The following is a 26189-nucleotide window of genomic DNA, read 5'->3' on the forward strand; positions in this document are numbered from 1 at the left end:
GTTGCTTCGGGCGCGGCGCGGTTCGCTGCATCACTGCCCGTCGCAGTAGACCGACAGCGACTCCGACTCCGACTGGCACGGGTAGGGGATCACCGTCGGCATCAGATACTCGGCGTAGCCATCGCAGTCGAGGGTGGCGATGCACGCCGAGAGTCCCTCCCACGCGTCGTGGCAGTCGTCGGAGAATCCAGCCGCCATCGCGAGGTTGCCGTCGCACCACGCGATGCAGGCCTCGACGCTGTTCCATTGCATCGCGCAGTCGTACTCGACCTGGCAGCCCTCGGCGCAGGCCGGGCTCGGCATGCCGCCGTCGCTGCCACTCGAGCCGCTGGTATCGAGCACGCCCGACGAGCTCGAGCCGCCGTCGCTGCTGCCCGCATCGCTGCTGCTGCTGCTGCCGCTGCCGTCGCTGGAGCCCGACGTCGTCGCGCTGGTGGTGGTGCCGGCGCTGGTGGAAGTGTCGTCGCTGGCACCGACCGTCGTCGTCGCGCTGCTCGAGCCGTGGGTGGTGTCCGACGCGGTCGTGCTCGCGCCGCCGTCGCCCGTGCTGCTCGCGCCGCCGGTGTCACCGGCCGACGGGGCACCGCACGCGACACACCCCAACCACGCGACGCCGGTCCAGCGCGCCCGCCAACCACCTCGAAGCCAACCCATGTGCATGCGAGATGATACCCTCGCAGCCACGGGTGGGGTGTTCGAGGATGCGTGACGTGGTGGGCTTGCATTGGATCGCGGCGTGCGCCGCAGGGGCGTCGCTGGCGCTGGCGTGTGGGCGCGACGATGCGGGCCACGGCACCGGCGGCGCCGACGGCAGCAGCGGGGGCACGACCGCCGGCACGGCGACCTCGACGGGCGTGGGCAGCTCGGACGCCGAAGGCAGCGGCGGCAGCTCGAGCAGCGCCGCGGTCGATGGCAGCACGACCGCGTCGGAGCCCGCGTGGGTCATCGCCTTCGAGGCCGACGAAGACATCGGCGGGCTGCTGAGCACCTGGGGTCCGAGCGCTGCGCACGTCTACGCGGTCGGGGGGCAGACCGGTGAGGGCGGACTCTCGGTCGGTGCGATGCTCGTGCGCAGCGCGGGCGCGTGGTCGAGCGCGACGCTGCCGATCGACACGCCCAAGCTCAACTGGATCCACGGCGCCGGCGACACCCGTGTGGCAGTCGGCGAGTACGGCACGATCCTCATGCGCGCGGGCGACGACGACGCGACCGCGTGGGAGGTGTTCGGCTGCGGCACGGTGTTGCCGCTGTGGGGCGCGTGGGTGTTCGACGCCGACGATGCGTGGGCGGTCGGTGGCGACGGCTTCGATCGACCGCCGGTGCTGTGCCACTGGGACGGCGCCGCGTGGACGCTGCAGGAGCTGCCCACCTTCGATGTCGAGAGCCACGGACTCTTCAAGCTGTTCGGGCTCGCCACCGACGATCTGTGGGCGGTCGGCGACGCCGGGCTCTTGCTGCACCGCGATGCCGCGGGCTGGTCGCAGGTCGCGATCGAGACCGACGCCGATCTCATCTCCCTGTGGGGCACCGGGGCCGACACGTTGCTCGCGGTGGGCGGTCGCGCGGCCGGTGTGCTCGCGCGCTACGACGGCAGCGCATGGACGGTCGCCGACGTCGCGACGCCGGGGCTGAACGGCTCGTGGATGGCGCCCGATGGCGTCGCCCACCTCGTCGGTCCGCAGGGCGGGATCGCGTGGGTCGAGCCGGGCAGCACGGTCGCGACCATCGAGGACGCGCCGACCTTCCTGACACTGCACGCCGTGTGGGGGCCCGGTGACGGCAGCCTGATCGCGGTCGGGGGCAGCATCGACCTGCCGCCGCCGTTCGAGGGGATCATCCTCGAGCGCGCGCCGTAGTCCAACGCAGCGGGCCCGCGGGGCCCCTGCCACCGGATCGAGGCGTGGCCACGTCCATCGGCCTGGGGAGCCGCAACCCGCGCGTTTGCGCTACCCTCGGCGCTCCCGTTGCGAAGGACTCCCCCATGCTCCACACCGTGCGCGCTCTCCTCCTCGGGGCCGGACTCGGCCTCGCCGTCAGCACCTCCTGCGATCTCTCCACCGTCGCGCCCACCGACGTGACCAACGCGGTCGCGGGTTGTCCCGACGTCTCCAGCGTCGAAGCGATCGCGAAGGTCGACTGGGTGAAGGAATTCTCCCTCGACGCCAAGGTCGGCGCGCAGATCAAGGGCGGTCTCGAGGCCGCCGCGGAGCTGAAGGGCTTCGCCGGCAAGCTCGATGGCGAGATCGCCGGCGCCTGCGGCGGCCTGGCGACCGACCTCGGCAAGCCTGGCGACTACAAGACCGGCCCCGACGCGTGCAAGGCCGCGATGGCGGCGATGGGTGAGATCCGCGGCAAGCTCGGTGGTGGCGCCAAGATCGCCCTGGCGATCCAGCCGCCGCACTGCTCGACCTCGATCGACGCCATGGCCGACTGCCTCGCGAAGTGCGACACCACGGTGCAGGGCGGCAAGGTCGACGTGAAGTGCGAGCCCGGCAAGCTCTCGGGCACCTGCGACGCGCAGTGCAAGGGCAGCTGCGATCTGCAGGCCTCCGCGAAGTGCACCGGCACCTGCAAGGGCAGCTGCGACGCCAGCTTCTCGGGCAAGTGCGGCGGTGAGTGCAACGGCAAGTGCAACGGCAAGGCCCACAAGGGCGGCGTCTGCAACGGCAAGTGCGAGGGCAAGTGCGCCGCCCAGGCCGAGGGCAGCTGCGGTGGCTCGTGCAGTGGCTCGTGCAAGATGGACGCGGGTGGCTCGTGCAGCGGCACCTGCCACGGCGAGTGTTCGGTCGAGATGAAGGCGCCCAAGTGCGACGGTAGCTTCGAGCCGCCCAAGGTCAGCGCGGAGTGTCAGGCCCGCTGCACCACCGAGCTGTCGGCGAAGATCGAGTGCACGCCGGCGAAGGTCGGCGTGACCATCGAGGGTGGGGCCGACGCCGCCGCGGTCGCGCAGTACAAGGCCGCGCTCGAGAAGCACCTGCCGGCGGTGTTGAAGATCGCGATCGGCATGAAGGACCAGGCCGTCTCGGTCGCCGGCAACGTCAAGGCCGTCGTCGAGGGCGCGCAGAAGGTCGTGGTCTCGCTGAAGTCGGATCCGAAGATCGGCGCGCGCCTCACCGCGTGCGTGGTCGCGCCGTTCAAGGCCGCGATCGACGCCGCAGCATCGATCCAGGCCAACGTGAGCATCTCGGTCGAGGTCAAGGCCAGCGCCGAAGCCCACGCCGGCGGCTCGGCCCACGCGGGCTGATGGCCACGCCGAGGTCGCGCGCGGGCGTGACCTCGGCCGCCGCCTCGCGCGCGAGCGGTTCCACACTGATCCACCCGACGCCGCCCCCTTTGAGGCGGCGTCGGCTTTGGTTCATCATCCCGCCATGACGATCATGCGCCTCGCGATCCTCTCGCTGCTCGCCACCGCTGCTTGTGCGCGCGACGTGAGCCCGGCCTCGACCACGAAGACCGACGCGCCGAGCCAGGCGCAGAACACCGTGGCCACCGCCGACGCCGACAAGGTCGCGCACGCCTCGCACGCCGGCGAGGGTGAACACGCGGGCTGCATCTACGCCGGCACCGAGGCCGACGGCCATGGTGCGTGCCCCGGCGGCGGGCAGGAGCCCGACGCCCCGAAGGCGTCGAGCGGCCACTTCGGCGCGCCGTTCTCGGTCGCCGCCGCGGTGCCGCTGACCAAGGCCATCGGCGAGGGCGCCGGCAACACCGTGCTCGTCAGCGGCACGGTCGAGGCGGTGTGCCAGAAGAAGGGCTGCTGGATGGTCGTGAAGGACGGCACCGACAGCGCCCGCGTGATGATGAAGGACCACGCCTTCGCGGTGCCGGTCGACAGCCGCGGCAAGCCGGTGCTGGTCGAGGGCACGCTGACCAAGCGCACCTTCGACGAGGCCCAGGTCAAGCACCTCGAGCAGGACAAGGGCGGCGATCCGAGCACGGTCGCGGGCAGCCGCGACGAGCACGTGCTGATGGCCACCGGCGTCGAGATCAAGAGCTGAGCGCCGCGATGTCGGCCTCGCTCGGCGGCACCGTGCTGGTGACCGGCGCGTCGTCGGGCATCGGGGCCGCGTTCGCGCGGGGCTTCGGGCGCACGGCGGCGCAGCTGGTGTTGGTCGCGCGGCGCGTCGATCGGCTCGAGGCGCTCGCCGACGAGCTGCGTGGCGTGCGGCCCGAGCTGCGCGTGCACGTGTGGGACTGCGACCTCGCCGACCCGCGCGCCACCGAGGCGCTCGCCGCCCGTGCGCTCGCCGAGCTGGGCGGTGTCGATGTGCTGGTGAACAACGCCGGCTTCGGCGATCAGAACTTCCTCGAGCACGCCGACGCCGCGCGGCTGCAGCGGATGATCGCGCTCAACATCACGGCGCCGACGCTGCTGTGTCGCGCGCTGGTGCCGGGCATGGTCGCGCGCGGCCACGGTGGCGTGCTCAACGTCAGCTCGGGCTTCGGCATCACCTACCTGCCGGGCTTCTCGGTGTACGTCGGCACCAAGCACTACGTCACCGGCTTCACCGACACGCTGCGCGCCGAGCTGGCCGGCACCGGCGTGGTCGTGACTCAGGTGTTGCCCGGTCCGGTCGCGACCGAGTTCCACGAGCAGGCGCAAGGCACGGTGCCTGTGACGCCGCCGGCGCTGGCCACGGTCACGGCGGCGCACTGTGCCGAGGTCGCGATCGCGGCGCTGCAGGCCGGTCGGGCGTGGGCAGTGCCGGGGTTCGTCTACGGCCTTGCCTCGTGGGGCGCGCGTCTGGTACCGCGCTGGTTGTGGCGACGCATCACGGCCGTGTTCGCGCGATCACTCAGAAGGCGGTTGCCAAGGCCGTGAAGCCCCGGCCGCGGGTCCACGGCGACCCGCGCGTGGTCGAGCTGGTGCCCGAGGCTCCACGCTCGCCGTTGGTGCACGGCCTGCAACCGCACTTCGCCCACCTCGCGGGCCTCAGCCACCGACGCCTGCTGGAGCGCGACCCCATCTACCGGCGCGCGCGACCAGAGATCGACCGCATGCTCGACGGCTTCGCGTGGGACCTGCGTCCGACCACGCTCGCGAGCACCCAACGACCGATCCACGCGGTGGCGTGGAACATCGAGCGGGGCAAGCGATTCGACGCGCTGATGGCCGCGCTCGCCCAGCCCGCGCTGGCCCAGGCGGACCTGCTGTTGCTGACGGAGGTCGACCTCGGCATGGGCCGCTCGGGCAATCGCGACATCCCGCAGGCGATCGCCGACGCGACCGGGCTCGGCTACGTCTACGTCAACTTCCATCTCGTGCTCGCGCCAGGCGACGCCGGTGAGCAGGAGCCGCACTTCGAGAACCAGCTCGGCATGCACGGCGCAGCGATCTTCACGCGCTGGCCGGTGCGGCGCGCGTGGGCGGTCGAGCTGCCGGAGTTCACCGACAAGTTCCACGCGCTCGAGAAGCGGCTCGGTAGCAAGCGCGCGCTGCTGTGCGAGCTGGTGCTCGACGACGGCCCGCTGCTGGTGGTGGTCGTGCACCTCGATCCGTTCGCGCCACCGGTGCACCGCGCCGCCCAGCTGCGCGGCGTGATGGATGCGGTCGCCGCCACCGGCATCCGCCGCGTGCTGGTGGGCGGCGACTTCAACACCAACACCTATCACCTCGGCAGCACCATCGGGCTCGGCATCGACGTGATCCACAAGCTCATGCGCTTCGGCTTCGCGGGCACCGTGCGCCAGTACATGACCCCCGAGCAGTACTTCGAGCGCGAGGTCTTCGAGGTGCTCGACGGCGCCGGCTTCGAGCGGGCCGGCTTCACCGATCCGGCCGCCGGCACCATCCACTACGATCTCAACGACCCCGAGCTGCGCGACAAGAGCCTGCAGTACATCCCGCCGCCGCTGTTTCGCTGGCTCGAGAAGCGTCTGGCGGCGTGGGACGGCTGCGTGCCCATGCGCGTCGACCACTTCGCCGGTCGTGGGCTGCGGCCGTGCGAGGCCAAGACCCTGCCGCGCGACCTGCCGAGCGGCCGCGTGTCGGATCATGCCGCGCTGTCGCTGTCGTTCGAGCTCGATCCACCCTGAGCCGCGCGCCCGCGCGGCAGCACGCGCCCGAGGCCCGCGCACGCCAGCCACAGCAGCCGCGCGCGCCGGGTGTGCATCGGCACGTCGGCACACGCCGGCTGGCCCATCGCGTCGAGCCAGTGCTGGAACGGCCCCCGCTGCAGCGCGCCGCCGAGGTCGAACAGCGCCAGGTCCTCGATGCCGGCGGCGCGTGCGAGCGCGACGTCGCGACGCAACTCGGCGACGTCGCGCAGCACGGCCTCGTCGCCGAGCGCACCGCGGCCGACGGCCCCGAGTGCCGCCGATGCGCGGGCGCCGAAGCGTTGGTGCGCGCGCCGGGCCGCCGCGAACAACAGCGGCTCGGCGTCGTCGCGACGCAGCACACCGCGGGCGTAGCCCACCAGCAGGCTGCTGTAGAGCATCACGCTCACGCGCGCCAGCGGCAGTGCGTCGATGGGCGTGCGCAGCAGGGACTGCCAGCCGCCGCGGTCGACGCCGTCGGCGAGCACGAGCGGCACCGCGGCCGCCCAGCTGGTGACGCCGCGCGCGTTGGCGTCGTCGAGCGCGTCCCGCAGCGACGCGAGCCCGCGATGGTGCGCTTCGCCGCGGCCGCGCGCGGCGGCGCCAAAGCGACCGTCGAGCGCGCGCCGCATGCTCGCGATCGGCGGCTCGAGATCCACGCAGAGCTCGTCGGGCCGGAGTCCATGCGCGTCGCAGCGGTGCAGCAGCCCGCGGACGAAGCCCGCCCACTGCGGCGCGTTGGTGGTGTTGGCCCAGCGCCCGTGGCGGTCGTCGAGCATCGGCCACAGCGCGATCGCGACGCCGTGCTCGCGTGCGGCCGCGATGGTCGGCAACGGATCGTCGCCGGGGAACACCGCCGCCACCAGCTGCATGTCGCGTTCTCCGAGCGCGGTCATCACCTCGCGACTGCGCAGCCGGGCCGCCGGCACCTGCTCCGCGAACACCCGCACGCGCGGCCCCGCGGGCTTTACGTTATCCTGGTCGGGCAATGCGCGTCCTGTACGGTGTCGTCGGTGAAGGCATGGGACACGCCACGCGCTCGCGCGTGGTGATCGAGCACCTCATCGGTGCCGGGCACGAGGTCGAGATCATGACCTCGGGGCGCGCCAAGGACTTTCTGGCAAAGCGCTTCGAGGGCGTCAACCGCATCCACGGCCTGCACTTCGTGACCGAGGAGAACCGGGTGCGGCTGGGCAAGACGCTGTGGTCCAACGTGCTGTCGGGCAGCATGGGGCTGCCGCGCAACATCGAGGCCTACTTCGAGCTGTTGGCCGAGTTCCGCCCCGAGGTGGTGATCAGCGATTTCGAGTCGTGGACCTACCTCTACGCGAAGGTCCATCGGCTGCCGGTCTACAGCATCGACAACATGCAGATCATCAATCGTTGTCGGCACCCGCCCGAGATCCTCGAGGGCGAGCAGGCCAACTTCGAGATCGCCCGCGCGTTCGTGAAGGGCAAGCTGCCGTTTTGCGATCACTACCTCATCACGACCTTCTTCAAGCCCGAGATCCGCAAGCCCGACACCTCGCTGCACCCGCCGATTCTGCGGCCCGAGATCCTCGCGACCACCGCGACCGCCGGTGATCACTTGCTGGTGTACCAGACCGCCGAGGGGCACGATGCGCTGGCGCGGGCGCTCGACGCCGTCGGCATCGAGTGTCGCGTGTACGGCATGCACCGCGGGCTGACCGAGGAGAAGGTCGAGGGCAACCTCCGCCACCGGGCGTTCTCCGAGGCCGGCTTCATCGCCGACCTCGCCAGCGCGCGCGCGGTCGTGGTCGGCGGCGGCTTCACCGTGATCAGCGAGTCGGCCTACTTCCACAAGCCGATGCTGGTGGTGCCGCTGCAGGGCCAGTTCGAGCAGACCCTGAACGCGCGCTGGGTCGAGCATCTCGGCTATGGTCGGGCTGCGCCGGTCATCGACGACGCCGCGACCGTGCGACGCTTCCTCGACGCGGTGCCGGCCTGCGAGGAGGCGCTGTCGAGCTACCAGCAGGACGGCAACGTCGACCTGCTCGGTGCGCTCGACGAACTGCTCGATCGCGCCGCCGCGGGTGTCGACTGACGTCGCGCTAGGGGGCCGATGGGTCGTCGGCCGCCGACGCCGACGGCAGCTCGACCCGCAGCAGCTCGTTGCAGCCGCCGCGCAGACGCAGCGCGAGGAACGAGCCCGCGTCGGGTGTGTTCGGGAGCACGCCGACCCAGTCGTCTTGCTCGCCGCCGACCCGCGACTCGACGCCGGTGTCGAGGTCGTAGACGACGCCGCGCGCACCGTCGAACGCGAACACCTGCGTCGCGCCGGGCAGGAACTCGACGCGGCGGTGGGGCACCCGCGCGATGCGCCGCACGGTCGCGAGCTCGAAGTCGACGACGTGGAGATCGCGGGGGCCTTGCGCGCGCGGGCCCACGGTCACCAGTAGCCGCGGTGCGTCGCGGGCGAACACCGGCGCGCCGACGATGTCCTGCGCGACCGGCTCGAGTCGACCGGCATCGCGGGGACGACACAACAGCACGCTGCGATCCTCGCGGCGCGCCGTGCCGCACAGGATGCTCGCGTCGTGGGACAGCCGGGGATCGTGCAGCGCGTCGTCCTCGGGCGATAGCTCGACGCGCTGCGGCGCCGCGCCGCGCTGCATGCCCACCAGCGCTTGCAGCCGCGGCGAGCCCTCGGCTGGCGTTGCGTCGTCGAACTCGGCCAGCCATACCCGGCCGCGCGCAGGCTCGACCCGCAGCGGGCGCCCGCAGCTCTCGCCCAGCACCGACAACGTCGGGGTCCCGCGCAGGCCGTGCAGGGTCTCGAGCCGACAGCCCTGGCGCAGCAGCAACGTGTCGCCGTCGAGCCAGACCGCGTCGCGACCCTCCCAGGTGCCGAGTGTGCGCACCGGATCGAGCGCGACCAGGGAGACCTTCGCGTCGGTCGAGATCGCAGCGTGGGCGCCGTCGGGTGCGATCGCGATCGCGGACGCGTCGGCGCGGGTCGGCAGTCGATGACGTGTGCCGTCGGCGGCGGTCACCTGCGAGGCGCCGCGACAGTCGCCCTCGATGCGCAGGCCATCGGCGCGCACCGCTGCGACGCGCACCGCCTTGGTCACCGCGCGGGCCGACAGCGGCGCCGCCGCGGGGTGGAACAGGAACGCCGGGGCGCGATGCAACGGGGCCAGGCGCGGCGTTTCCGGCGGCGCAGTGGGCTCGGGCGCGCGCGGGCTCGCGTGCACCACGATCGGCGTGTCGTCGCGCAGCAGCACCGCCTGCGGCCCGCAGCTCGCGGCGCTCAGCACGAGTCCGATCGTGATCGCGCGCACCAACGCGGAGGGCATCTTGCCCTCAGGCCCGACAACCTGCTAGGCCGAAGGCAGCTCACCATCGCCGGAAAGACCGAACCCACCCGGCGACGCGTTGCCACGAACATCCGCGCACGATGTCCACGCAAGGTCCACTGCACGAGCGCCCGTGGGCGCCCGCCGAGCTCGACGCACTCGAGGATCGCCTCGAGCACGACGACGAGGCGTTGCCTTGGCCGAGCGAGCTGACGGCCGAGGCCCGCGATCGCGTGCGGGCGCGGGCCCAGGAGTACCGCGCGCTGCAGCAGTACACGCGCATCGCCCTCGACGTCGCGCCGCCGGCGTCCGTGCTGGCGTCCGTGCTCGCGCAGGCCCGTGCGTCGTGCGAGCTCGCGCCCGCGGTGGCGGTCGTGGAGCCGCCGCGGCCGGGGCTGTGGGCACGGCTGCGGCGCGTGTGGTGGATCCCGAGCCTCGCGACCGCCGGCGCCGGTGCGCTCGCGGCCACGCTGGTGATCCGGCAGGGCGATCGTGAGCCGGTTGCCGTCGCGCAGGCACCGGTGGCACAGGGCGCGTCGAAGGCCGAGGCGCCGCGCGAGTCGGCCTTCGAGCTGCGGCGCGATCCGGCCATCGCACAGGCCGCGCCGCAGGCCGAGCCCGCGCCCGAGGCGGCCGCCCGCGGCGATGGGCTGGTCGCCACCGAGAAGGACGCCTTCGACGAGGGCGGTGCGCGGCGAACCGCCACCGACGTGCGCACCAAGGGCGAGGCACCCGAGCCCACGCCGGCACCCCGCGGCGCCAGTGCGACCCCGGTCGACGACGCGAGCGCGGCCGAAGCGGACGTCCCGCTCGGCGGCGAGCAGGAGCGCAAGGCGAAGCGCGACGTGAAGCAGCCCAGCGCGCCGAAGTCGGCGCCCAAGCCCTCGAGCGGCGCTGCGCCACCGGCGAGCCCGGTCACGCCGCCGCGCGAGCTGCCCGGCGCCGCCGGAGGCGGTGGCGTCGATGCGATCGCGCCCGCCGAGCAGCTCGCCCGCGGCGACGAAGCCCGTCGACGCCGCGACTGCGGGGCTGCGCGCAGCGACTACCTCGCGGTGGTCGAGCGCGGCAACGCGAAGCAGCGCGCGCGGGCGCGGGCCGGCCTGGCGCTGTGTGCTGAGCGCAGCGGGTCGGAGAAGACCGCCGCCGAGCTGCTGTCGCAGGCGCGCAAGGACGATCCGGGGATCGACGCGTGGGTCGACGCCGAGCGCAGTCGCTGACGGTCGCTCGGGCCCGGGTCGGCGACGCAGTCCGCGATTCAAGCTCCCTGCCGCAGTGCCTCGGGCGCGCGCCGTCTCGGCGCCGCGACGCTCAGCAGTGCCAGGGGATCACGTCGAGCACGAAGAGGCCGGTGATGAAGAGCGCGAGCGCCAGCGAGATCGGCAGGAAGCCGGTCGAGCTGGGCTCGCCGTCGTCATCGGCGTGGCCGTGGTCGTGGTCGCAGTGATGGTGCATGTTCGGCGAGGCCGTTCGCCACGCTACGACAGCGTCACGTGGCGGGCAAATCGGCGCCCAAGGGGCGACTCACGCGGGCCCATGGATGCGCGTTTCGGCCGTGTGGCAGGGGCGGGCGCGAACGGGCGATCGCAGGAGATCTCGGGCGCTTGCGCGCGTTCTCGCGACGCGCGCCGCCTCGATTCCAGTTCGTGACGCCCCAATGGCCCATTGGATTTGACTCCCAGGGCGTGCTCGGGCGAGAACCCTTCCGCCATGTCGCACGGTTCACCGACCGCTCCCCACCACGGCGTTGCCGCCACGGCGCGCCCGATGTCGCTACTGCGGCGTTGGACGCTCGACTTCCACAACCGCACGGTGCTGTTCCGCGCCGGCAACTGGATCTTCACCACCTACGCGTTCCTGGCCGCGGCCGCGTTCGCGACCGGCTTCGCCGGGTCGCTCTGGTACGACGCGATGGCCGGCCTCGACGTGCTGCTGATCGCGAAGCTCTACCTGTTCGTGGTGGTGCCCGCGGTGCTGGTGGGCCTGCGCCTGTTCAGCATCATGCTCGAGTGGCGCGAGCTGTTCCGTCGCCCGCTGCAGACCATCGTCAAGCCCGGCTACATGCTGCACGGCGGCATCTTCGGCGGCGTCATCGGCCTGTGGGCCGTGGCGGTGATCGCCGACGTGCCGGTGCTGCGTCTGCTCGACGCGCCCGCGCTGGCGCTGCCGCTCGGCGAGGCCATCGCGCGCCTGGGCTGCTACGTCTACGGCTGCTGCTGGGGGCGCCCGACCGACAGCCGCTTCGGCGTCCGCTACACCAGCCTCGACTCCAAGGTGGTCCGCTGCGCGCCCCACCTGCACAACGTGAAGATCCACCCCGCGCAGCTCTACGCGCTGTGCATCTACCTGGCGATGTTCGCCGTGATGTACGCGATCCTGCCGCTGATGCCGTTCGACGGCGCGCTCACGGCGATCTACTTCATCGGTCACTCGGCGATCCGCTACAGCCTCGAGTTCTTCCGCCAGGACGACCGCGGCAAGCTGTGGGGCAAGCTCACGCACACCAACCTGTACTCGCTGGCGATGGTGTTCGCCGGCATCGCGATCCTCGTGTGGGGCAGCCAGAACGCCACCCACGTCGACCTCGACATGAGCATCCGGCTGGTCCACATCGTGTCCAACGCGTCGATCATGCCGTGGATCGCGATGTACGGTCTGGTCTTCGGCTTCGCCTACGGCGTGGCCTACAAGAAGGTCGGCAGCTGGATCCAGTCGCCCTCGGGCGGCATGAAGCCCAACGTCGACGAGCTCAGCATGGGCGCCGTGCAGCGCATGGAAAACCTCGACAAGAAGTAGGCGCGAGCCGCTCGCCGTACCAAGGGCGCCGCGGTCTCGACCGTCGGCGCCCTTCGTCGTTCCGGGGTTCGAACTACACCCGGCGCGTCGCGATCGGCCGCGGCCGACGGCGCTTGAGGCGATGGGCCTCGCGATGGCGTCGCTCGGCGCGGTCGATGAGCAGCTGCTGCGTGCCCTGCTCGGTGCCCTGGCGCTGCACGTAGCTGCCGTCGGATTGCATGTCCCAGGCGCTGCGGTTGTCGGCGAGCTGGAGCTTGAGCACCGCCCGCAGCTCGCGGCGCAGATGTGGTGCTTCGATCGGCACCACGGTTTCGACCCGGCTCTCGAGGTTGCGGGTCATGCAGTCGGCCGAGCCGATGTAGTACTCCTCGTCGCCACCGTTGCGGAAGTAGTAGACCCGCGCGTGCTCGAGGAAGCGGCCGACCACGCTGACCACGCGGATGGTCTCCGAGAGGCCTGGGATGCCCGGACGCAGGCGGCAGGTGTCGCGCACGATGAGGTCGATGCGCACGCCGGCACGCGCGGCATGGTAGAGCGCCGCGATCACGTCGGCGTCCTCGAGCGCGTTCATCTTCATCTGGATGAGCCCGCCACCCTCGCGCTCGTGCACCGCGATCTCGCGCTCGATCTTCTCGAGCAGGCCCTGCTTGAGCAGCTTCGGCGAGATGAGGATCTTGCCGTAGCGCCGCTTGGGCCGATAGCCGGTGGTGAGGTAGTTGAACAGCTCGGTCATGTCCTGACCGATGGTGTCGTCGCAGGTGAAGAGCGAGAAGTCGGTGTAGCTGCGGGCGTTGCCGGCGTGATAGTTGCCGGTGCCGACGTGGGTGTAGCGTCGCAGGCGATCGGAGTCCTGCCGCACCACCAGCACCACCTTGCAGTGGGTCTTGAGCCCGACCACGCCGTAGCTGACGTGGATGCCGGCCTCCTCCAGGCGAGCGGCCCAGCGGATGTTTGCTTCTTCGTCGAAGCGGGCCTTGAGCTCCACGACCGCGGCGACCTGCTTGCCGTTGCGCGCCGCGTTGACCAGGTGACGCACGACCTGGGTGTCGGCCGACGTGCGGTACAGCGTCATCTTGATCGCCCGCACCTTGGGGTCCTCGGCGGCCTCGCGCAGCAGTCGCTCGACCGAGCTCGAGAACGACTCGTAGGGGTGGTGCACGAGGATCGACTTGGCGTCGCGGATCTGGTGAAAGACGTTGCGGCTGTCGGCGAACTCGGGGTGGTCGACGGGCCGGTGTGGCACGTCGTGCAGGTGCGGTAGCGGCAGCGCGGCGATCTCGGCGAGGTCTCGGATGCCGATGATGCCGTCGACCTCGAAGACCTCGCCCTCGGTGAGACCAAACTTCGACGCCAGCAGGTTGCGGTGCAGCGCCGGCATGCCGGGCGCGACCTGCATGCGCACCAGCTGGGCGAACTTCCGCTCGCGCAGCTCCGACTCGATCATCGCCAGGAGGTCGTCGGCGAGGTCCTCGTCGCCCTCGGTGACGGCGTTGCGGGTGACACGGAACGCGGTGCAGCTCTCGATGACCATGCCGGGGAACAGCAGGTCGAGGTTGTGCGCGACCACGTCCTCGAGCAGCACGAAGCGCAGGCTGTCGCCGACGCGCATGAGCCGAGGGATGCCGGCGCCGACCGGCACCTTCACGCGGGCCAACAGCGGCATCGCGTCGTTGGGGTAGTGCAGCGTGACGAGCAGGTTGAGCGAGAGGTTCGAGATGAACGGGAATGGGTGCGCCGGGTCCATCGCCTGCGGCGTCATCAGCGGGAACACGTTCTCGAAGTAGGCGTCGCGCAGCTGCTGGCGTTGCTCGGGCTCGAGCGCGCCGAACGGCACCACCGCGATGCCCTCGGCGGCGAGCTCCGGCTCGAGCCCTCGCCACAACAGGCGCATGCGGGCGTCGAGCGCCCGGATCGCGTCGAGGCAGGCGGTGATCAGCTCCGCGGGCGTGCGGCCGTCGACGCCAGGCTCGCTGATGCCGGCGGCGATGCTCTGCTCGAGCCCGCCGATCCGCTTCATGAAGAACTCGTCGATCGTGCCGCCGACGATGGCCAGGAACTTCACCCGCTCGAGCAGTGGCGTGCGGGGATCGGCGGCCTCCTGCACCACGCGGAAGGCGAAGTTCAGCCACGTCAGCTCGCGCGTCAGGTAGGCCTCGGGCGCGCTGGGGTCGAGCGGTCGCTCCCACGTGTCGCGGATCCGCGGCGATCTCGGGTGTTCGGGGGTGCGCACCGACGGAAGCGTGACCGTGACGGTGGCACCGGAGTTGGCCGCGGGCGGCTCGGACTCGGCCGAGGGCGTGGCGCCGGTGCTGTCTTCGCTCATGGGGCTTCGGACCCGAGCAGTGTCGCAGACTTTTGGCGGGCACGCGCACGAACGTGCTCGCCGACACCAGAACCGATGGCCGTGCTGGTACGTTGGAGGCGGTCGTGGAAGCTCTGCGTCGCGCCACTGCGTGGTCACGCGTCGGTCTCGTCGGTGCAACGCTGGCGACGCTGCCCGCGTGCGCTTGCGGAGCCGCGTCGCCACCGGAGTCCACGCCGACGCCGCCATCGTTGGCGCCGCCGGCCGCCGCCGCGATCCCGGTCGCCGCCGCGATCCCGGTCGCCGCCGCGACGTCGGATGCCGCCGCGCCGGCCCCGACCATCGCCCCCACGACGACGGTCGCCGAGGCCGACGCGCGCGAGCTCGAGGCGCCCGCGGGCGACGCTGGCGCAGCCGACGACCCCGGCTGTCCACTCGATACTGCGCATCTGCCCAGCGTCGACGGGGTCGATCCCGACGATCCGCGCCTGGACGCGAGCACCACGCTGGTGGTGTTCAAGGGTGCAAGGCGGCTGGGCTTGTATGCCGCCGGCACCCGCGTCGCCTGCTATCGCGTGGGCCTCGGTTTCTCGCCGACCGGACACAAGCAGGTGCAGGGCGATGGCCGCACCCCCGAGGGCTGGTACCGCACCTCCGACAAGCCATGGTCGAGCTTCGAGCACGCGATCGCGATCCACTATCCGAACGAGGCCGACGCCGTCGCGGCCGCGCGGGACGGTCGGATCGGCGGCGCCACGCGGGATCGCATCGTCGCCGATGTGCGGGCCGGTCGCGTGCCGCCGCAGAACACCAGGCTCGGCGGCGCCGTGCTCATCCACGGCGGTGGTTCCTCGGTCGACTGGACCCTCGGATGCGTCGCGCTCGACGACGTGGATCTCCTCGCGCTGCGCGAGGCCCTGCCCAAGCGCATGCGAACGAACCTCCTGGTCGTGCGATGACGTGACGTCATCGCCCTGGTGAGCGCGCCACCCCGCGTCGAGCGACCGCGGCCGTCGTGGGGGGCCTGCCCACATCTTCTTCGTCTCACCCCGCCGGCGCGGATGCAAAACGGGACAGCGGTCGCAGCGCTGCCCCGGACGACCGACGGGCATCGACCCCGCTATACTGCACGCGCCGTGGCCCAGCCCGAGCTGGAACTCTCGACCCTGTCACTACGTCGCACGCCGCTCGTGGACGGCGTGTCGGCGTCGACCGAGGTGCAGCTGGTGGTGTTGCTCGGCCAGACCGTCGGGCAGTCGGTGCCGATCCACGAGGAGCTGGTGCTCGGCCGCGGCATGGTCGAGCTGACGATCCACGACGACGGCGTCTCGCGTCGCCACGCGGCGATCAACCACTGCGGCGACGGCACCTACGTCATTCGTGACCTCGGCAGCCGCAACGGCACCTTCGTGAACGGCGTACGCGTGAGCGAGGCAGTGCTCACGATCGGCGATCGCATCGCGATGGGCGGCGCGACGGTGCTGCAGTTCCTGACCCGCGATCGCTTCGAGGAACAGCGGCTGCGCGCACAGAAGCTGCAGGCGCTGGGGGAGCTCGCCGGCGGCATCGCCCACGACTTCAACAACCTGCTGGGGGTCGTGCTCGCCAACGTGTCGCACGTGCAGGGGCTCGACGACTGGGACGAGCAGGAGGTCCGCCGGGTGCTGCGCGACGTCGAGATCGCAGCCCGCCGTGCCGGCGAGCTGACCCGCGACCTCATGATGTTTGCGCGCACTGGCCCGCGCGTGCACGAGGTGTTGTCGCTGGGCGCGGTGGTGGAGAACGCTGCGCGCCTGCTGACCTCGGGCCTGCCCCGGAACATCACGCTCGAGGTCCAGTGCGCGCCGGACATGGCGGTGCGCGGCGAGGCCAGCCGGCTCGCACAGGTGTTCACGAACATCGGCCTCAACGCGATCGCGGCGATGCCCGACGGTGGGTTGCTGCGCATCGCTGCGGTGCAGTGCCGTGACCTGCCCGAGGAGGTCGCGGACCAGCAGCTGATGCTGCCGGCCGGTGAGCTCGCGATGGTGACGGTCTCGGACACCGGCGTGGGCATGGACGCCGAGATCCGCCGCCGCGCGTTCGACCCGTTCTTCACGACCAAGCCGCGGGGGGCCGGCACCGGGCTCGGGCTCGCCACCGCGTTGGCGATTGCGCGGGACCATGGTGGCCACATCGCGGTGAACAGCGAGCCGGGGATCGGCACCACGGTGTTCGTGTTCTTGCCGCTACGCGCGGGCGCGCCGAAGCTCGAGCGGCACACCCTCGACGAGTCGAGCCCGCTGCGGGGCCGCGTGCTGGTCGCCGACGACGAGGCGCTGGTGCGCCTGGCGGCCTCGCGGGTGCTGACCCAGGCGGGCCTGGAGGTGATCGAGGCGGCCGATGGCCAGCAGGCGGTGGATGCCTTCACGGCCGCCGCCGGTGGCATCGATCTCGTGCTGCTCGACCTCGACATGCCGATCATGGACGGTGAGGCGGCGCTGATGCGGATCCGGGCCATCCATGCGGGCGCGCGGGTGTTGATCTCGACCGGCTACGTCGAGCCCGCCCGCGAACGCAAGCTGCGCGAGGCGGGCGTCGACGGCGTGTTGGACAAGCCCTATGATTCGCTCACGCTGCTGCGCACCGTGGCCGCGTTGCTGCGCGACGACGGCCGACGTCGCCAGTAGTCGATCCGACGCGATCGATTTCAGATCGGACCGCACGCTCGAGCGTCTCGTGCGAAGCCAAGTCCTCGCGTCTGCGCTCTACCCAGGATCCACACCCCATGACGAAGTCCATTCTCATCCTCCGCACGCTCGTCGCCCTCGGCTTCGCCGCCGCCCCGCTCGCCTGCGACAAGTCCGGCGACGCCAAGACCGAAGAGAAGAAGACGGACGGCAAGGACGCCAAGAAGGCCGAGGAGAAGGCCGAGGAGAAGAAGGCCGAAGAGAAGAAGGAAGGCGGCTGGTGAGCTGCGATGCGCGCTGTGGCCATCGCCACGGCGTCGCTCGTGCTCGCACTCGCGTGTGAGTCGGCGTCGGTCGATCGCAGCGCGGGCGGGCCGGTGACGCCGGGTCGCGCGTCGGGCTCCGACGAGGCGTTCGCGCGGCTGCAGGCGTACGAAGACGAACGCCGCGCCAAGCTCGGGCCGGATACGCTGCAGCCGTGGTCGCAGCGCGCCGGCGACGATCCGTGGGCGATCGTCGCGTTGACGGGCGAGCGCGCCGCGGGCGTGCTGCAGGGCGCCGACGCGGTGGTGTTGCTCGACGCCGGGGGCCACGAGCTGGCGCGGGCCTCGACGCCGCCGCGACCGACCGCGGTGGTCCGCGACGGCGACGCGCTGTGGATTGCCGGGCTCGCTGGCGAGCTCGCCCGCGTGCCCGTGACGCCCGAGGGCTTCGGTGCCGTCGCGGTCGTGGAGGCGGTGGGCGCTGCGGTGATCCGCGATGCGGTCGCGGGCCCCGGCGGGCCGGTGCTGGCCGACGGCTACCGCGGCGAGCTGCGTCGCTTCGACGCCGCGACCGGCGGCGCGACGACGGTCGGCGGGTGTCCAGGCGCGATCGCGGTGGCGGCCGCGCCATCGCTGCTCGGCGCAGCGTGTCTGTTCGATCGCGGCCTGCGGCTGCGCACCGACGACGGCGCGCAGGCCCAGGTGCAGCACGACGGACCGCTGTGGTCGCTGGCCGCGATCGCAGGCGACGACGGCTGGTGGATCGCCGCCGGTGGCGTCGAGGACCACGCCCTCGACCGCAGCGACGGCTCGTTCGGCTACGTCGACTCCTTCCTCTACCTGCTGCACGCGACGCGCTGCGCCGGGCCCGGCGGCCTGTGCACGCGCAGGGTCGCGGCGATCGACGTCGGGCCCTGGGGCGTGGTGCTGCCCAAGTGGGTCGGGCTCGAGCGCGTCGGTGACGACGTCGAGGTCACGGTGACCGGCTACGGTGGCGATGCCTTCGCGCGCGTGCGCATCGGGCTCGACGGCGGGGTTTCGGCGTCGCCCGTGGTCACGCGCGTGCCGCCGGGGATCCGCGACGTCGCGCGCATGGCCGAGGGTTGGCTCGCCGCCGATCCGCTGCTCGATCGCTGGGTCGTCGTCGGCGACGACGGCCACGTCGACACCGTCGCTTCGGCCGATCCACGCCCGGGCGCCGAGACCTCCGTGCGGGTCGGCGAGGCGTTGTTCTTCAGCCACATCATGGCGCCGCACGCCAGCAGCGACGGCCACCGCAGCCGCTTCACCTGCGAGACCTGCCACTTCGAGGGCGGCGTCGACGGGCGCGTGCACTACACCGGGCGCGCCGACGTGCACGCCTCGACCAAGTCGTTGCTGGGCTTGTTCGTCAATCGTCCGCACTTCTCGCGCGCGCTCGACCGCACGCTCGCGACCATGGTCGACAACGAGTTCGCGGTCGCCAACCGCGGCAGCGCGCAGGGGCCCTCGTTCGCGCTCTCGCCCGACGACCACCCGTGGCTGCGCACGCTCGGCGCGACCGAGGTCCTCGACGCCGAAGCGTTGCGACGCGCGCTGGTCGACTTCCTCGTCGCCTTCGATCACGAGACCGCACCCGAGGTCGTCGCACGGCTGCGCGAGGCCCGGCGCAGCGGCGACGCGCCGCGCTTCACCGCGCAGGAGCGGGCTGGTGCCGCGGTGTTCGAGCAGCACTGCGAGGGCTGCCACCAGGCGCGCACGGTCGCCGACGATGCCACGACTCGCGTGGCGCCGGCGCAGTGGGAGGCGCAGGTGCTGTCGACGCGAGGCCCACTGGTGTGGGCCAGCGACGCGCGTCTGCGGACCGGCATCGAGCCCTACGTGCACCCCGAGGGCGCCCGCGTGACCTCGCTGCGACGGCTCTGGATCAAGCGGCCGTACTTCACCAACGGCAGCGCGGCCACGCTGGCCGACGTGCTCGCGCGCGTGCGATTGCGCCCGAGCTTCAGCCACGCCGGCGGCACCGCGCCGGGGGATCGCGACGATCCCCGCGCGTCGCTGACCGCGGACGAGCGCGCCGCACTCGCGGCCTTCCTCGCGCTGCTCTGATCCGAACGGTGCCCGCGACGGCGTCGATGCGGGATCGGGGGCGGCGGTTGCGGTCGAACCGGCGCTCCTGATACTAGAAGCACCGAGGGAGAGTCGCGACCGCCCGAACAACGGCCGCGGCGAGCAAGAGCTGCCCATGAAGATCCTCGTCACTGGCGGCGCCGGCTTCATCGGCGCGAACTTCCTCAACCTGTTGGTGCCTCGTCATCCCGAGCACACCTTCGTCAACGCCGACAAGCTCACCTACGCGGCCAACCTCGCCAGTCTGGCGGGCATCGCCGAGCGGCCCAACTACCAGTTCACGCGGGTCGACATCGCCGACGCCGCGGCCGTCGATGCCGCGTTCGAGGAGCACCGGCCCGACGTGGTCGTGCACTTCGCCGCCGAGAGCCACGTCGATCGCTCGATCTCCGGCCCCCGCGAGTTCGTGCGCACCAACATCGAGGGCACCTTCAATCTGCTCGAGGCCGCGCGCCGCACGTGGGGCACCGATCACGGGCTCTTCCACCACGTCAGCACCGACGAGGTCTATGGCTCGCTCGGCGACGAGGGCCTGTTCACCGAGGACACCCGCTACGATCCTTCGAGCCCATACTCGGCGAGCAAGGCCGCCAGCGACCACCTCGTGCGGGCCTACCACCGCACCTTCAAGCTGCCGGTCAAGCTGACCAACTGCTCGAACAACTACGGGCCGTTGCAGTTCCCCGAGAAGCTGATCCCGCTCATGATCCTGAACGCCCAGGACGGCAAGCCGCTGCCGGTCTACGGCCAGGGCACCAACGTGCGCGACTGGCTGTACGTGCAGGATCACTGCGAGGCGATCTGGACCGTGGTCACCCGCGGCAAGGTCGGCGAGACCTACAACATCGGCGGCAACAACGAGGTCCGCAACATCGACGTGGTGCACAAGCTGTGCGAGCTCATCGCGCAGGAGACCGGCCGTCCGTCGGACGCGCTGCTCGGGCTCATCACCTACGTGAAGGACCGGCCCGGCCACGACCTGCGCTACGCCATCGACGCCAGCAAGATCCGCCGTGACCTCGACTGGGGCCCGAGCGAGACCTTCGACACCGGTCTACGCAAGACGGTGCGCTGGTACCTCGACAACGGCGCGTGGATCGAGGGCGTCCGCACCGGCGAGTATCGCAACTGGATCCAGCAGAACTACGAGCGCCGCTAGCCCGCGCGCCTTCCCGCCGGCGCGCGACGCCGAGCAAGCCAACTTGGAGACCGACATGATCGACAGAGGCATCATCCTGGCCGGCGGCTCGGGCACGCGGCTGCATCCCTTGACGAAGTCCATCAGCAAGCAGCTGATGCCGATCTACGACAAGCCGATGATCTACTACCCGCTGTCGGTGTTGATGCTGGCCAACATCCGCAAGGTGTTGATCATCACCACGCCGCACGAGCAGGCGCTGTTCACCGAGCTGCTGCGCGACGGCAGCCAGTGGGGGATGGAGCTGACCTACGAGGTGCAGCCCAGCCCCGACGGGCTCGCGCAGGCGTTCATCATCGGCAAGCGCTTCTGCGACGGCCGCGGCTGCTCGCTGGTGCTGGGCGACAACATCTTCTACGGCAACAGCCTGCAGGAGCTGGTCGGCCTGGCGGTGCGGCGCGAGCAGGGCGCGACCGTGTTCGGCTACTGGGTGCGCAACCCCGAGGCCTACGGCGTCGCCGAGTTCGCCGCCGACGGGCGGGTGATCTCGCTGGAGGAGAAGCCCAAGGCGCCGCGCAGCAACTACGCGGTCACCGGCTTGTACTTCTACGATCAGCAGGTCTGCGACCTGGCGGCCGATCTCCAGCCGTCGGCGCGCGGCGAGCTCGAGATCACCGATCTGAACCGGCGCTACCTCGAGCAGGGCCAGCTGCAGGTCGAGCTGCTGGGCCGCGGCATCGCGTGGCTCGACACCGGCACCCCCGAGGCGCTGCTGCAGGCCGCCAACTTCATCCAGACCATCGAGCAGCGGCAGGGCCTGCAGATCGCGTGTCCCGAGGAAATCGCCTACACGCGCGGGTGGATCACCCCCGAGGAGCTGCGCCGCCAGGGCGAGGCGTTGGCGAAGAACGACTACGGCCGCTACCTGCTGCGGTTGTGCGACGAGGGGAGGGCGAGGTGAAGGTCACCCGCACCAAGCTCGCGGGCGTGCTGCTCATCGAGCCCGACGTGTTCGGCGACGAGCGCGGCTTCTTCCTCGAGACCTGGTCCCACAAGCGCTACGAGGACGTCGGCATCCCCGAGACCTTCGTGCAGGACAACCTCTCGATGTCGCGCCGCGGCATCCTGCGGGGGCTGCATCTGCAGCACCCGTTCGGCCAGGGCAAGCTGGTCCACGTCGTGATGGGCGAGGTCTTCGACGTCGCGGTCGACGTGCGGGTCGGCTCGCCGACCTTCGGCCAGTGGGTCGGCAACACGCTGTCGGGCGACAACCACGCGCAGATGTACATCCCCCGCGGCTTCGCCCACGGCTTCTGCGTGACCAGCGAAGTTGCGCTGTTCTCGTACAAGTGCACCGACGCCTACCACCGCGAGTCCGAGCTCGGCGTGGCCTGGGACGACCCCGACCTCGGCATCGAGTGGCCGATCGCGAGCCCGAGCCTGTCGCCGAAGGACCTCGCCTTCGGCCGGCTGCGCGACCTCCCGCGCGAGCGACTGCCGAACTTCGCGGTTGCCGGCGGGGGCGAGGCATGACCACGCCGACGGGCGTCGGCACGACGGTGCACGTGCTCGGGGCCGACGGCATGCTCGGCCGCGCGTGGACCGAGCTGCTGACGCGCCAGCGCGTACCGCACGACACGCGCACGCACCCCGACTTCGACCTCACGGCCCGACAGCACGTCGAGGCATTGCCGCTGGTCGCGGGGGACGTGGTGGTCAACTGCGCCGCGTGGACCGACGTCGACGGGGCCGAGCGCGACGAGGCCGGTGCGACCGCGGTGAACGCCGATGGCGTGGGCGTGCTCGCGTCGCGGTGCCAGCGGGCCGGCGCCACGCTGGTGCACTACAGCACCGACTACGTGTTCGATGGTCAGGCCCAGGTGCCGTACGCCGTCGATGCCGCTCACGCGCCGCTGGCCGCCTATGGCCGCAGCAAGGCGCTGGGGGAGCGCCGTCTCTTCGCCGCCGGTGGTAGCTACCTGCTGGTGCGCACCAGCTGGCTGTACGCGCCGTGGGGCCACAACTTCGTGCGCACGATCGCCAAGGCTGCGCGCGAGCGGGAGTCACTGCGCGTGGTCGATGATCAGCGCGGTCGCCCGACCAGCGCCGAGCACCTCGCCGAGGCCAGCTGGCGGCTGCTGCAATCCGGCACCCGCGGGATCACGCACGTCACCGACGCGGGCGAGTGCACGTGGTTCCACTTCGCCAGCGCGATCGCGGCCGCGGTGGCCCCGAGCTGCCGCGTCGAGCCGTGCACCAGCGCCGAGTTCCCACGGCCGGCGCGCCGCCCCGCCTACAGCGTGCTGGACCTCGCGCGGACCGAGGCGATCCTCGGCGCCATGCCGAGCTGGCAGCGCAACCTCACCGACGTGCTCACGCGCCTGTGAGCGTCGCGCCGCCGGATCACGCGCCAGCGGCCAGGAGGGATCGGAGCTGCTCGAGCGCTTCGGGCGGCACGTCGAGGAACTGCAGGCCGATGTCGTACGCGGCCGGCTGACCGCCCTCGATCGATCGCACCCAGATGACCTCGGTCAGGCACGTCAAGCTGGTCTGATCCGGCATGAACAGCTCGATCTCGAAGCGCGCGCCGATCGACAGCGCTTCGTCGCTGTAGACCCGGATGCCGCCGATGCCGACGTCGATCACCTGCCGCCGTGGCAGCCGACGCCGTGCGGGCCGGAAGTAGAGCGGCGCGTTGAGTCGCGGGTACTTGCGTCGTTCGTCGGTGTTGTCCGCCACCATCGCCTCCCATCCCGGTCGCCCTCGAAAGGTAGCAGACCTTGCCCTGCAGGCCAAAACCGGCGCAGCCGGATCGCGGGCCGTTTGCGGGCCGCGGGTGGGCGCGGTTGGGGCGTCCTGCGACACGCGAAGGGCGTGCGGTTCGCGGCAGGTCCCGAGGCACGCGCGCGCAGCCGATCGCGTACCATGCCACGGGGCATGTCGTGGTCGAGACCACGGACCTCCGGGGGCGAGTCGAGACGCGCACGATGCCGGTTTGGGTGGATATCAGGCCACAGGCCTACCTCGCGCTGCTGGTCTGGATCCCCATCGGCATCGTGATGTTCGCGAGCATGAAGCCCATCAAGGCCGGCATCACGGCCCTGGTGCTGGGCGTGATGCTGCTGCCCGAGCTGGCCGCGTTCGACCCCCCGGCGCTGCCGCCGATCGACAAGATGGCGGTGGCATGCCTGGCCAGCTACCTCGGCGCGATGCTGCTCGCACGTCGCGAGCTGGCCCGCGCGCGCTTCCTGCGGGGCGCCGAGGCGTGGTTCCTGCTCGTCATCATCGGCAACATCGGCACGTCGCTGACCAACCCGGATCCCGTGATCATCGGCGGCGGGATCGACTACGACGGCGAGACACGTCTGCCGGAGATCACCCTGCAGGCGATGACCAAGTACGACATCCTGTCGTCGACGGTCCGCGACGTGCTCGGGATCCTGCTGCCGTTCCACCTCGGCCGCGTGCTGATTCGGACCCGCGAGGATGCACTCGTGATGGCGCGGGTCATCGCCGGCACGATGCTGCTGCTGCTGCCGCTGATGCTGTTCGAGCTGCGGTTCTCGCCGCAGCTGCACTACTGGATCTACGGCTACTACGCGCTCGACTTCGCCCACAACATGCGCGGCGGCGGCTTCAAGTCGTCGCTGTTCCTCTCGTCGGGCCTCGCGGTGGCGATGTTCCTGATGGCGGGGATGTTCTCGTTGGCGATGCTGCGACGCGCCCGCGAGAAGGTCGCGGGCTTCGGCGCCGGGGTCCTGCTGCCGGTGTTCTGGGGCATGCTGCTCATCTCGCGCAACGTCGGCGCCAACATCTACGCGCTCGCTGCGATGCCGCTGCTGCTGGGCCGCAAGGTCGCGTCGGCGGGGCGGCTGGCGGTGGTGCTGTCGCTGTTCGTGATCGCGTTCCCCTCGCTGCGGGCGACGCAGGCCTTCCCGGCCGACGATCTGGTGGCGTTCGCGGCCAAGTACAGCGCCGCGCGGGCGCAATCCCTGGGCTTTCGCTTCGACAACGAGGACATCCTGCTCGAGCGCGCCAACGAGCGGCAGTGGTTCGGCTGGGGCGGCTTCGGCCGCAATCGCGTCTACGACGAGCGCGGCAAGGACATCTCCGTCACCGACGGCGAGTGGATCATCCGGTACGGCAGCCGCGGCGTGGTCGGCTTCGTGGGCGCCTTCGGCCTGTTGGTGTGGCCGATCTTCATGGCCCGGCGGCGCACCCGGAGGCTCGCCGACGCCGAGGCGGTGTACGTCATCAATGCGCTGTCGCTGCTGACCGCGCTGCACACGCTGGACCTGCTGCCCAACGGCCTCTTCACCGTCTTCCCGTACTTCTTCGCCGGCGCCCTGGCCGGGGTCTGCGAGGGCATGGGCGCGCCTGCGCGCGGCAGTCCCGGCGCTGCGATCGCCCCGCAGCCGCAGGCCGCCGCGATGCCGTACCCGCCGCAGCCGTATCCGCCGGGCGCGTATCCGCCGGGCGCGTATCCGCCGGGCGCGTATCCGCCGGGCGCGTATCCGCCGGGCGCGTATCCTCCGGGCACGCATCCATCGGGCTCGCCGGGCGTACCGCCGCGGGGCCCCTAGCGAGGGTCGCTCATGAAACTGCTGGTCGTCATCGTCAACTACAAGACCGCGTCGCTGTCGCTGCGTGCGGTCGCCAGCGCGCTGCCCGAGGTGAGCCGACACGGCGGTCGCATCGCGGTGGTCGACAACGCGTCGGGCGACGACTCGCCGGCGGTGTTGCGCGTGGGCCTGGCGGCGCTGGGCGACGCGCCGGTCTCGTTGCTGCTCTCGGAGCGCAACGGCGGCTTCGGGGCGGGCAACAACCTCGCGATCCGCGAGGCGCTGTCGGGCGACGATCCGCCCGAGCTGATCTACCTGCTCAACCCCGACGCGGTGGTGCAGCCGGGGGCGATCGACACGCTCGTGCGCTTCATGGACGAACACCCGGCGGCCGGCATCGCGGGCAGCCACATCGTCAACCCCGACGGCACCACGCATGTGTCGGCGTTCCGCTTCCCGAGCCCGCTGGGCGAGGTCGAGGGCGCGCTGCGGCTGGGGCTCGCCACGCGATTGCTGCAGCGCTGGTCGGTGTGGAGCCTGCCGTGCGATCGCACCGAGCCGGTCGACTGGGTCTCGGGCGCCAGCACGATGATCCGCCGAGAGCTGCTCGAGTCGGTGGGTCTGTTCGACGAGAACTTCTTCCTCTACTTCGAGGAGACCGATCTCTGCCGCCGCGCGGCGGAGGCGGGGTGGGAGCGGTGGTTCGTGCGCGAGGCCACCGTCGTGCACGAGGTCGCGGCGGCGACCGGCATCAAGGACAACAAGAAGCCGGTGCCGACCTATTGGTTCGACTCGCGGCGCTACTACTTCCTCAAGCAGGGCGGCAAGCCCGAGCTGTGGCTCGCGAACGTCGGCTGGCTGGCGGCTGCAACCGCGTGGCGGTTGCGCCGTCGGATCCAAGGCAAACCCGCCGTCGACCCGCCACGACAGCTGCGGGACTTCGTGCGCCACGCATTGGGCGGCACGGCGCGGCGGCGGTAGAGTCCGCGGCCGCTGCACG

At 71.4% G+C, this 26189-nt stretch carries 24 protein-coding genes; 18 read left to right on the forward strand and 6 right to left on the reverse strand.

Annotated elements, in window-relative coordinates; all coding sequences use genetic code 11:
- Nucleotides 1-30: 30 nt before the first annotated feature.
- The gene (locus IPH07_02755) at nucleotides 31-654 is read right to left on the reverse strand and encodes a hypothetical protein (GenBank protein ID MBK6916299.1); all 624 of its coding nucleotides are present in this window, start codon (nucleotides 652-654) and stop codon (nucleotides 31-33) included.
- Nucleotides 655-710: 56 nt separating this feature from the next.
- On the opposite strand from IPH07_02755, the gene IPH07_02760 reads away from it, so the two are divergent.
- From IPH07_02760 to IPH07_02780, 5 genes are all read left to right on the forward strand, one after another.
- Nucleotides 711-1856 (forward strand): hypothetical protein, encoded by a 1146-nt coding sequence (locus IPH07_02760; GenBank protein ID MBK6916300.1) that lies wholly within the window; start codon nucleotides 711-713, stop codon nucleotides 1854-1856.
- 137 nt (nucleotides 1857-1993) lie between these two features.
- Nucleotides 1994-3244: a hypothetical protein gene (locus tag IPH07_02765; GenBank protein MBK6916301.1), complete on the forward strand. Its 1251-nt coding sequence runs from the start codon at nucleotides 1994-1996 to the stop codon at nucleotides 3242-3244.
- Nucleotides 3245-3377: 133 nt separating this feature from the next.
- Nucleotides 3378-3998: a DUF4920 domain-containing protein gene (locus tag IPH07_02770; protein MBK6916302.1), complete on the forward strand. Its 621-nt coding sequence runs from the start codon at nucleotides 3378-3380 to the stop codon at nucleotides 3996-3998.
- Between the two features lie 8 nt (nucleotides 3999-4006).
- Complete coding sequence (locus IPH07_02775; protein ID MBK6916303.1) at nucleotides 4007-4822, forward strand: SDR family oxidoreductase; 816 nt, start codon at nucleotides 4007-4009, stop codon at nucleotides 4820-4822.
- On the forward strand, nucleotides 4819-6036 hold the full coding sequence (locus IPH07_02780; protein MBK6916304.1) for an endonuclease/exonuclease/phosphatase family protein: 1218 nt from the start codon (nucleotides 4819-4821) through the stop codon (nucleotides 6034-6036). The genes IPH07_02775 and IPH07_02780 overlap by 4 nt, the downstream gene beginning before the upstream one ends.
- Here IPH07_02780 and IPH07_02785 read toward each other — a convergent pair.
- Nucleotides 5994-7025, reverse strand: a complete 1032-nt coding sequence (locus IPH07_02785) for a hypothetical protein (GenBank protein ID MBK6916305.1) — start codon at nucleotides 7023-7025, stop codon at nucleotides 5994-5996. The two genes, IPH07_02780 and IPH07_02785, sit on opposite strands and share 43 nt — an antisense overlap.
- Here IPH07_02785 and IPH07_02790 point away from each other — a divergent pair.
- Nucleotides 7025-8101 (forward strand): teichoic acid biosynthesis protein, encoded by a 1077-nt coding sequence (locus IPH07_02790; protein MBK6916306.1) that lies wholly within the window; start codon nucleotides 7025-7027, stop codon nucleotides 8099-8101. The genes IPH07_02785 and IPH07_02790 overlap by 1 nt on opposite strands.
- Nucleotides 8102-8108: 7 nt before the next feature.
- Here the strand turns inward: IPH07_02790 and IPH07_02795 are convergent, their stop codons facing one another.
- Complete coding sequence (locus IPH07_02795) at nucleotides 8109-9353, reverse strand: hypothetical protein (GenBank protein MBK6916307.1); 1245 nt, start codon at nucleotides 9351-9353, stop codon at nucleotides 8109-8111.
- Between the two features lie 101 nt (nucleotides 9354-9454).
- Here IPH07_02795 and IPH07_02800 point away from each other — a divergent pair, with 101 nt between their 5' ends.
- Entirely contained in the window at nucleotides 9455-10570 is a 1116-nt protein-coding gene (locus IPH07_02800; protein ID MBK6916308.1) for a hypothetical protein, read from the forward strand.
- A gap of 91 nt (nucleotides 10571-10661) precedes the next feature.
- On the opposite strand, the gene IPH07_02805 is transcribed toward IPH07_02800, so the two are convergent.
- Nucleotides 10662-10805 (reverse strand): hypothetical protein, encoded by a 144-nt coding sequence (locus IPH07_02805; GenBank protein ID MBK6916309.1) that lies wholly within the window; start codon nucleotides 10803-10805, stop codon nucleotides 10662-10664.
- Between the two features lie 312 nt (nucleotides 10806-11117).
- Between IPH07_02805 and IPH07_02810 the strand changes: the two genes are divergently transcribed.
- Nucleotides 11118-12146 (forward strand): prolipoprotein diacylglyceryl transferase, encoded by a 1029-nt coding sequence (locus IPH07_02810; GenBank protein ID MBK6916310.1) that lies wholly within the window; start codon nucleotides 11118-11120, stop codon nucleotides 12144-12146.
- 73 nt (nucleotides 12147-12219) lie between these two features.
- Here IPH07_02810 and ppk1 read toward each other — a convergent pair whose 3' ends face one another.
- Nucleotides 12220-14469 carry a polyphosphate kinase 1 gene (gene ppk1 / locus IPH07_02815; GenBank protein MBK6916311.1) on the reverse strand — a complete coding sequence of 750 codons (2250 nt, stop codon included), beginning with the start codon at nucleotides 14467-14469 and terminating at the stop codon, nucleotides 12220-12222.
- Between the two features lie 104 nt (nucleotides 14470-14573).
- Between ppk1 and IPH07_02820 the strand changes: the two genes are divergently transcribed.
- The 8 genes from IPH07_02820 (at nucleotide 14574) to rfbD (ending at nucleotide 23014) form a co-directional block, all read left to right on the forward strand.
- A complete protein-coding gene (locus IPH07_02820) occupies nucleotides 14574-15407 on the forward strand; it encodes a L,D-transpeptidase family protein (protein ID MBK6916312.1) in 834 nt (277 codons plus the stop codon).
- A 177-nt stretch (nucleotides 15408-15584) separates the two neighbouring features.
- Nucleotides 15585-17117, forward strand: coding sequence for a response regulator (locus IPH07_02825; protein ID MBK6916313.1), 1533 nt, complete (start codon nucleotides 15585-15587; stop codon nucleotides 17115-17117).
- A gap of 98 nt (nucleotides 17118-17215) precedes the next feature.
- Complete coding sequence (locus tag IPH07_02830; GenBank protein MBK6916314.1) at nucleotides 17216-17401, forward strand: hypothetical protein; 186 nt, start codon at nucleotides 17216-17218, stop codon at nucleotides 17399-17401.
- A gap of 6 nt (nucleotides 17402-17407) precedes the next feature.
- Complete coding sequence (locus IPH07_02835) at nucleotides 17408-19468, forward strand: hypothetical protein (GenBank protein ID MBK6916315.1); 2061 nt, start codon at nucleotides 17408-17410, stop codon at nucleotides 19466-19468.
- A 136-nt stretch (nucleotides 19469-19604) separates the two neighbouring features.
- Nucleotides 19605-20648 carry a dTDP-glucose 4,6-dehydratase gene (rfbB, locus tag IPH07_02840; protein MBK6916316.1) on the forward strand — a complete coding sequence of 348 codons (1044 nt, stop codon included), beginning with the start codon at nucleotides 19605-19607 and terminating at the stop codon, nucleotides 20646-20648.
- A 55-nt stretch (nucleotides 20649-20703) separates the two neighbouring features.
- Nucleotides 20704-21588, forward strand: coding sequence for a glucose-1-phosphate thymidylyltransferase RfbA (gene rfbA / locus IPH07_02845; protein MBK6916317.1), 885 nt, complete (start codon nucleotides 20704-20706; stop codon nucleotides 21586-21588).
- On the forward strand, nucleotides 21585-22160 hold the full coding sequence (rfbC, locus tag IPH07_02850) for a dTDP-4-dehydrorhamnose 3,5-epimerase (GenBank protein MBK6916318.1): 576 nt from the start codon (nucleotides 21585-21587) through the stop codon (nucleotides 22158-22160). Before rfbA ends, rfbC begins: the two co-directional genes overlap by 4 nt.
- Nucleotides 22161-22192: 32 nt before the next feature.
- The gene (gene rfbD, locus IPH07_02855) at nucleotides 22193-23014 is read left to right on the forward strand and encodes a dTDP-4-dehydrorhamnose reductase (protein ID MBK6916319.1); all 822 of its coding nucleotides are present in this window, start codon (nucleotides 22193-22195) and stop codon (nucleotides 23012-23014) included.
- 16 nt (nucleotides 23015-23030) lie between these two features.
- Here rfbD and IPH07_02860 read toward each other — a convergent pair whose 3' ends face one another.
- On the reverse strand, nucleotides 23031-23369 hold the full coding sequence (locus tag IPH07_02860) for a PilZ domain-containing protein (GenBank protein ID MBK6916320.1): 339 nt from the start codon (nucleotides 23367-23369) through the stop codon (nucleotides 23031-23033).
- A 257-nt stretch (nucleotides 23370-23626) separates the two neighbouring features.
- Between IPH07_02860 and IPH07_02865 the strand changes: the two genes are divergently transcribed.
- The gene (locus IPH07_02865) at nucleotides 23627-25210 is read left to right on the forward strand and encodes a hypothetical protein (GenBank protein MBK6916321.1); all 1584 of its coding nucleotides are present in this window, start codon (nucleotides 23627-23629) and stop codon (nucleotides 25208-25210) included.
- A gap of 12 nt (nucleotides 25211-25222) precedes the next feature.
- Nucleotides 25223-26170 (forward strand): glycosyltransferase family 2 protein, encoded by a 948-nt coding sequence (locus tag IPH07_02870; GenBank protein MBK6916322.1) that lies wholly within the window; start codon nucleotides 25223-25225, stop codon nucleotides 26168-26170.
- Nucleotides 26171-26189 lie beyond the last annotated feature (19 nt).

The sequence above is a fragment of the Deltaproteobacteria bacterium genome (assembly GCA_016709225.1).
In the GTDB taxonomy this organism is placed as follows: domain Bacteria; phylum Myxococcota_A; class Polyangia; order Nannocystales; family Nannocystaceae; genus Xiheibacterium; species Xiheibacterium phototrophicum.

Excerpts from the sequence above, each read along its gene's own strand:
- IPH07_02755 (MBK6916299.1), bottom strand. The coding sequence starts at position 654 with ATGGGTTGGCTTCGAGGTGGTTGGCGGGCGCGCTGGACCGGCGTCGCG.
- IPH07_02770 (MBK6916302.1), top strand. The coding sequence starts at position 3,378 with ATGCGCCTCGCGATCCTCTCGCTGCTCGCCACCGCTGCTTGTGCGCGC.
- IPH07_02775 (MBK6916303.1), top strand. The coding sequence starts at position 4,007 with ATGTCGGCCTCGCTCGGCGGCACCGTGCTGGTGACCGGCGCGTCGTCG.
- IPH07_02790 (MBK6916306.1), top strand. The coding sequence starts at position 7,025 with ATGCGCGTCCTGTACGGTGTCGTCGGTGAAGGCATGGGACACGCCACG.
- IPH07_02795 (MBK6916307.1), bottom strand. The coding sequence starts at position 9,353 with ATGCCCTCCGCGTTGGTGCGCGCGATCACGATCGGACTCGTGCTGAGC.
- IPH07_02800 (MBK6916308.1), top strand. The coding sequence starts at position 9,455 with ATGTCCACGCAAGGTCCACTGCACGAGCGCCCGTGGGCGCCCGCCGAG.
- IPH07_02805 (MBK6916309.1), bottom strand. The coding sequence starts at position 10,805 with ATGCACCATCACTGCGACCACGACCACGGCCACGCCGATGACGACGGC.
- IPH07_02810 (MBK6916310.1), top strand. The coding sequence starts at position 11,118 with ATGTCGCTACTGCGGCGTTGGACGCTCGACTTCCACAACCGCACGGTG.
- ppk1 (MBK6916311.1), bottom strand. The coding sequence starts at position 14,469 with ATGAGCGAAGACAGCACCGGCGCCACGCCCTCGGCCGAGTCCGAGCCG.
- IPH07_02830 (MBK6916314.1), top strand. The coding sequence starts at position 17,216 with ATGACGAAGTCCATTCTCATCCTCCGCACGCTCGTCGCCCTCGGCTTC.
- IPH07_02835 (MBK6916315.1), top strand. The coding sequence starts at position 17,408 with ATGCGCGCTGTGGCCATCGCCACGGCGTCGCTCGTGCTCGCACTCGCG.
- rfbB (MBK6916316.1), top strand. The coding sequence starts at position 19,605 with ATGAAGATCCTCGTCACTGGCGGCGCCGGCTTCATCGGCGCGAACTTC.
- rfbA (MBK6916317.1), top strand. The coding sequence starts at position 20,704 with ATGATCGACAGAGGCATCATCCTGGCCGGCGGCTCGGGCACGCGGCTG.
- IPH07_02860 (MBK6916320.1), bottom strand. The coding sequence starts at position 23,369 with ATGGTGGCGGACAACACCGACGAACGACGCAAGTACCCGCGACTCAAC.
- IPH07_02870 (MBK6916322.1), top strand. The coding sequence starts at position 25,223 with ATGAAACTGCTGGTCGTCATCGTCAACTACAAGACCGCGTCGCTGTCG.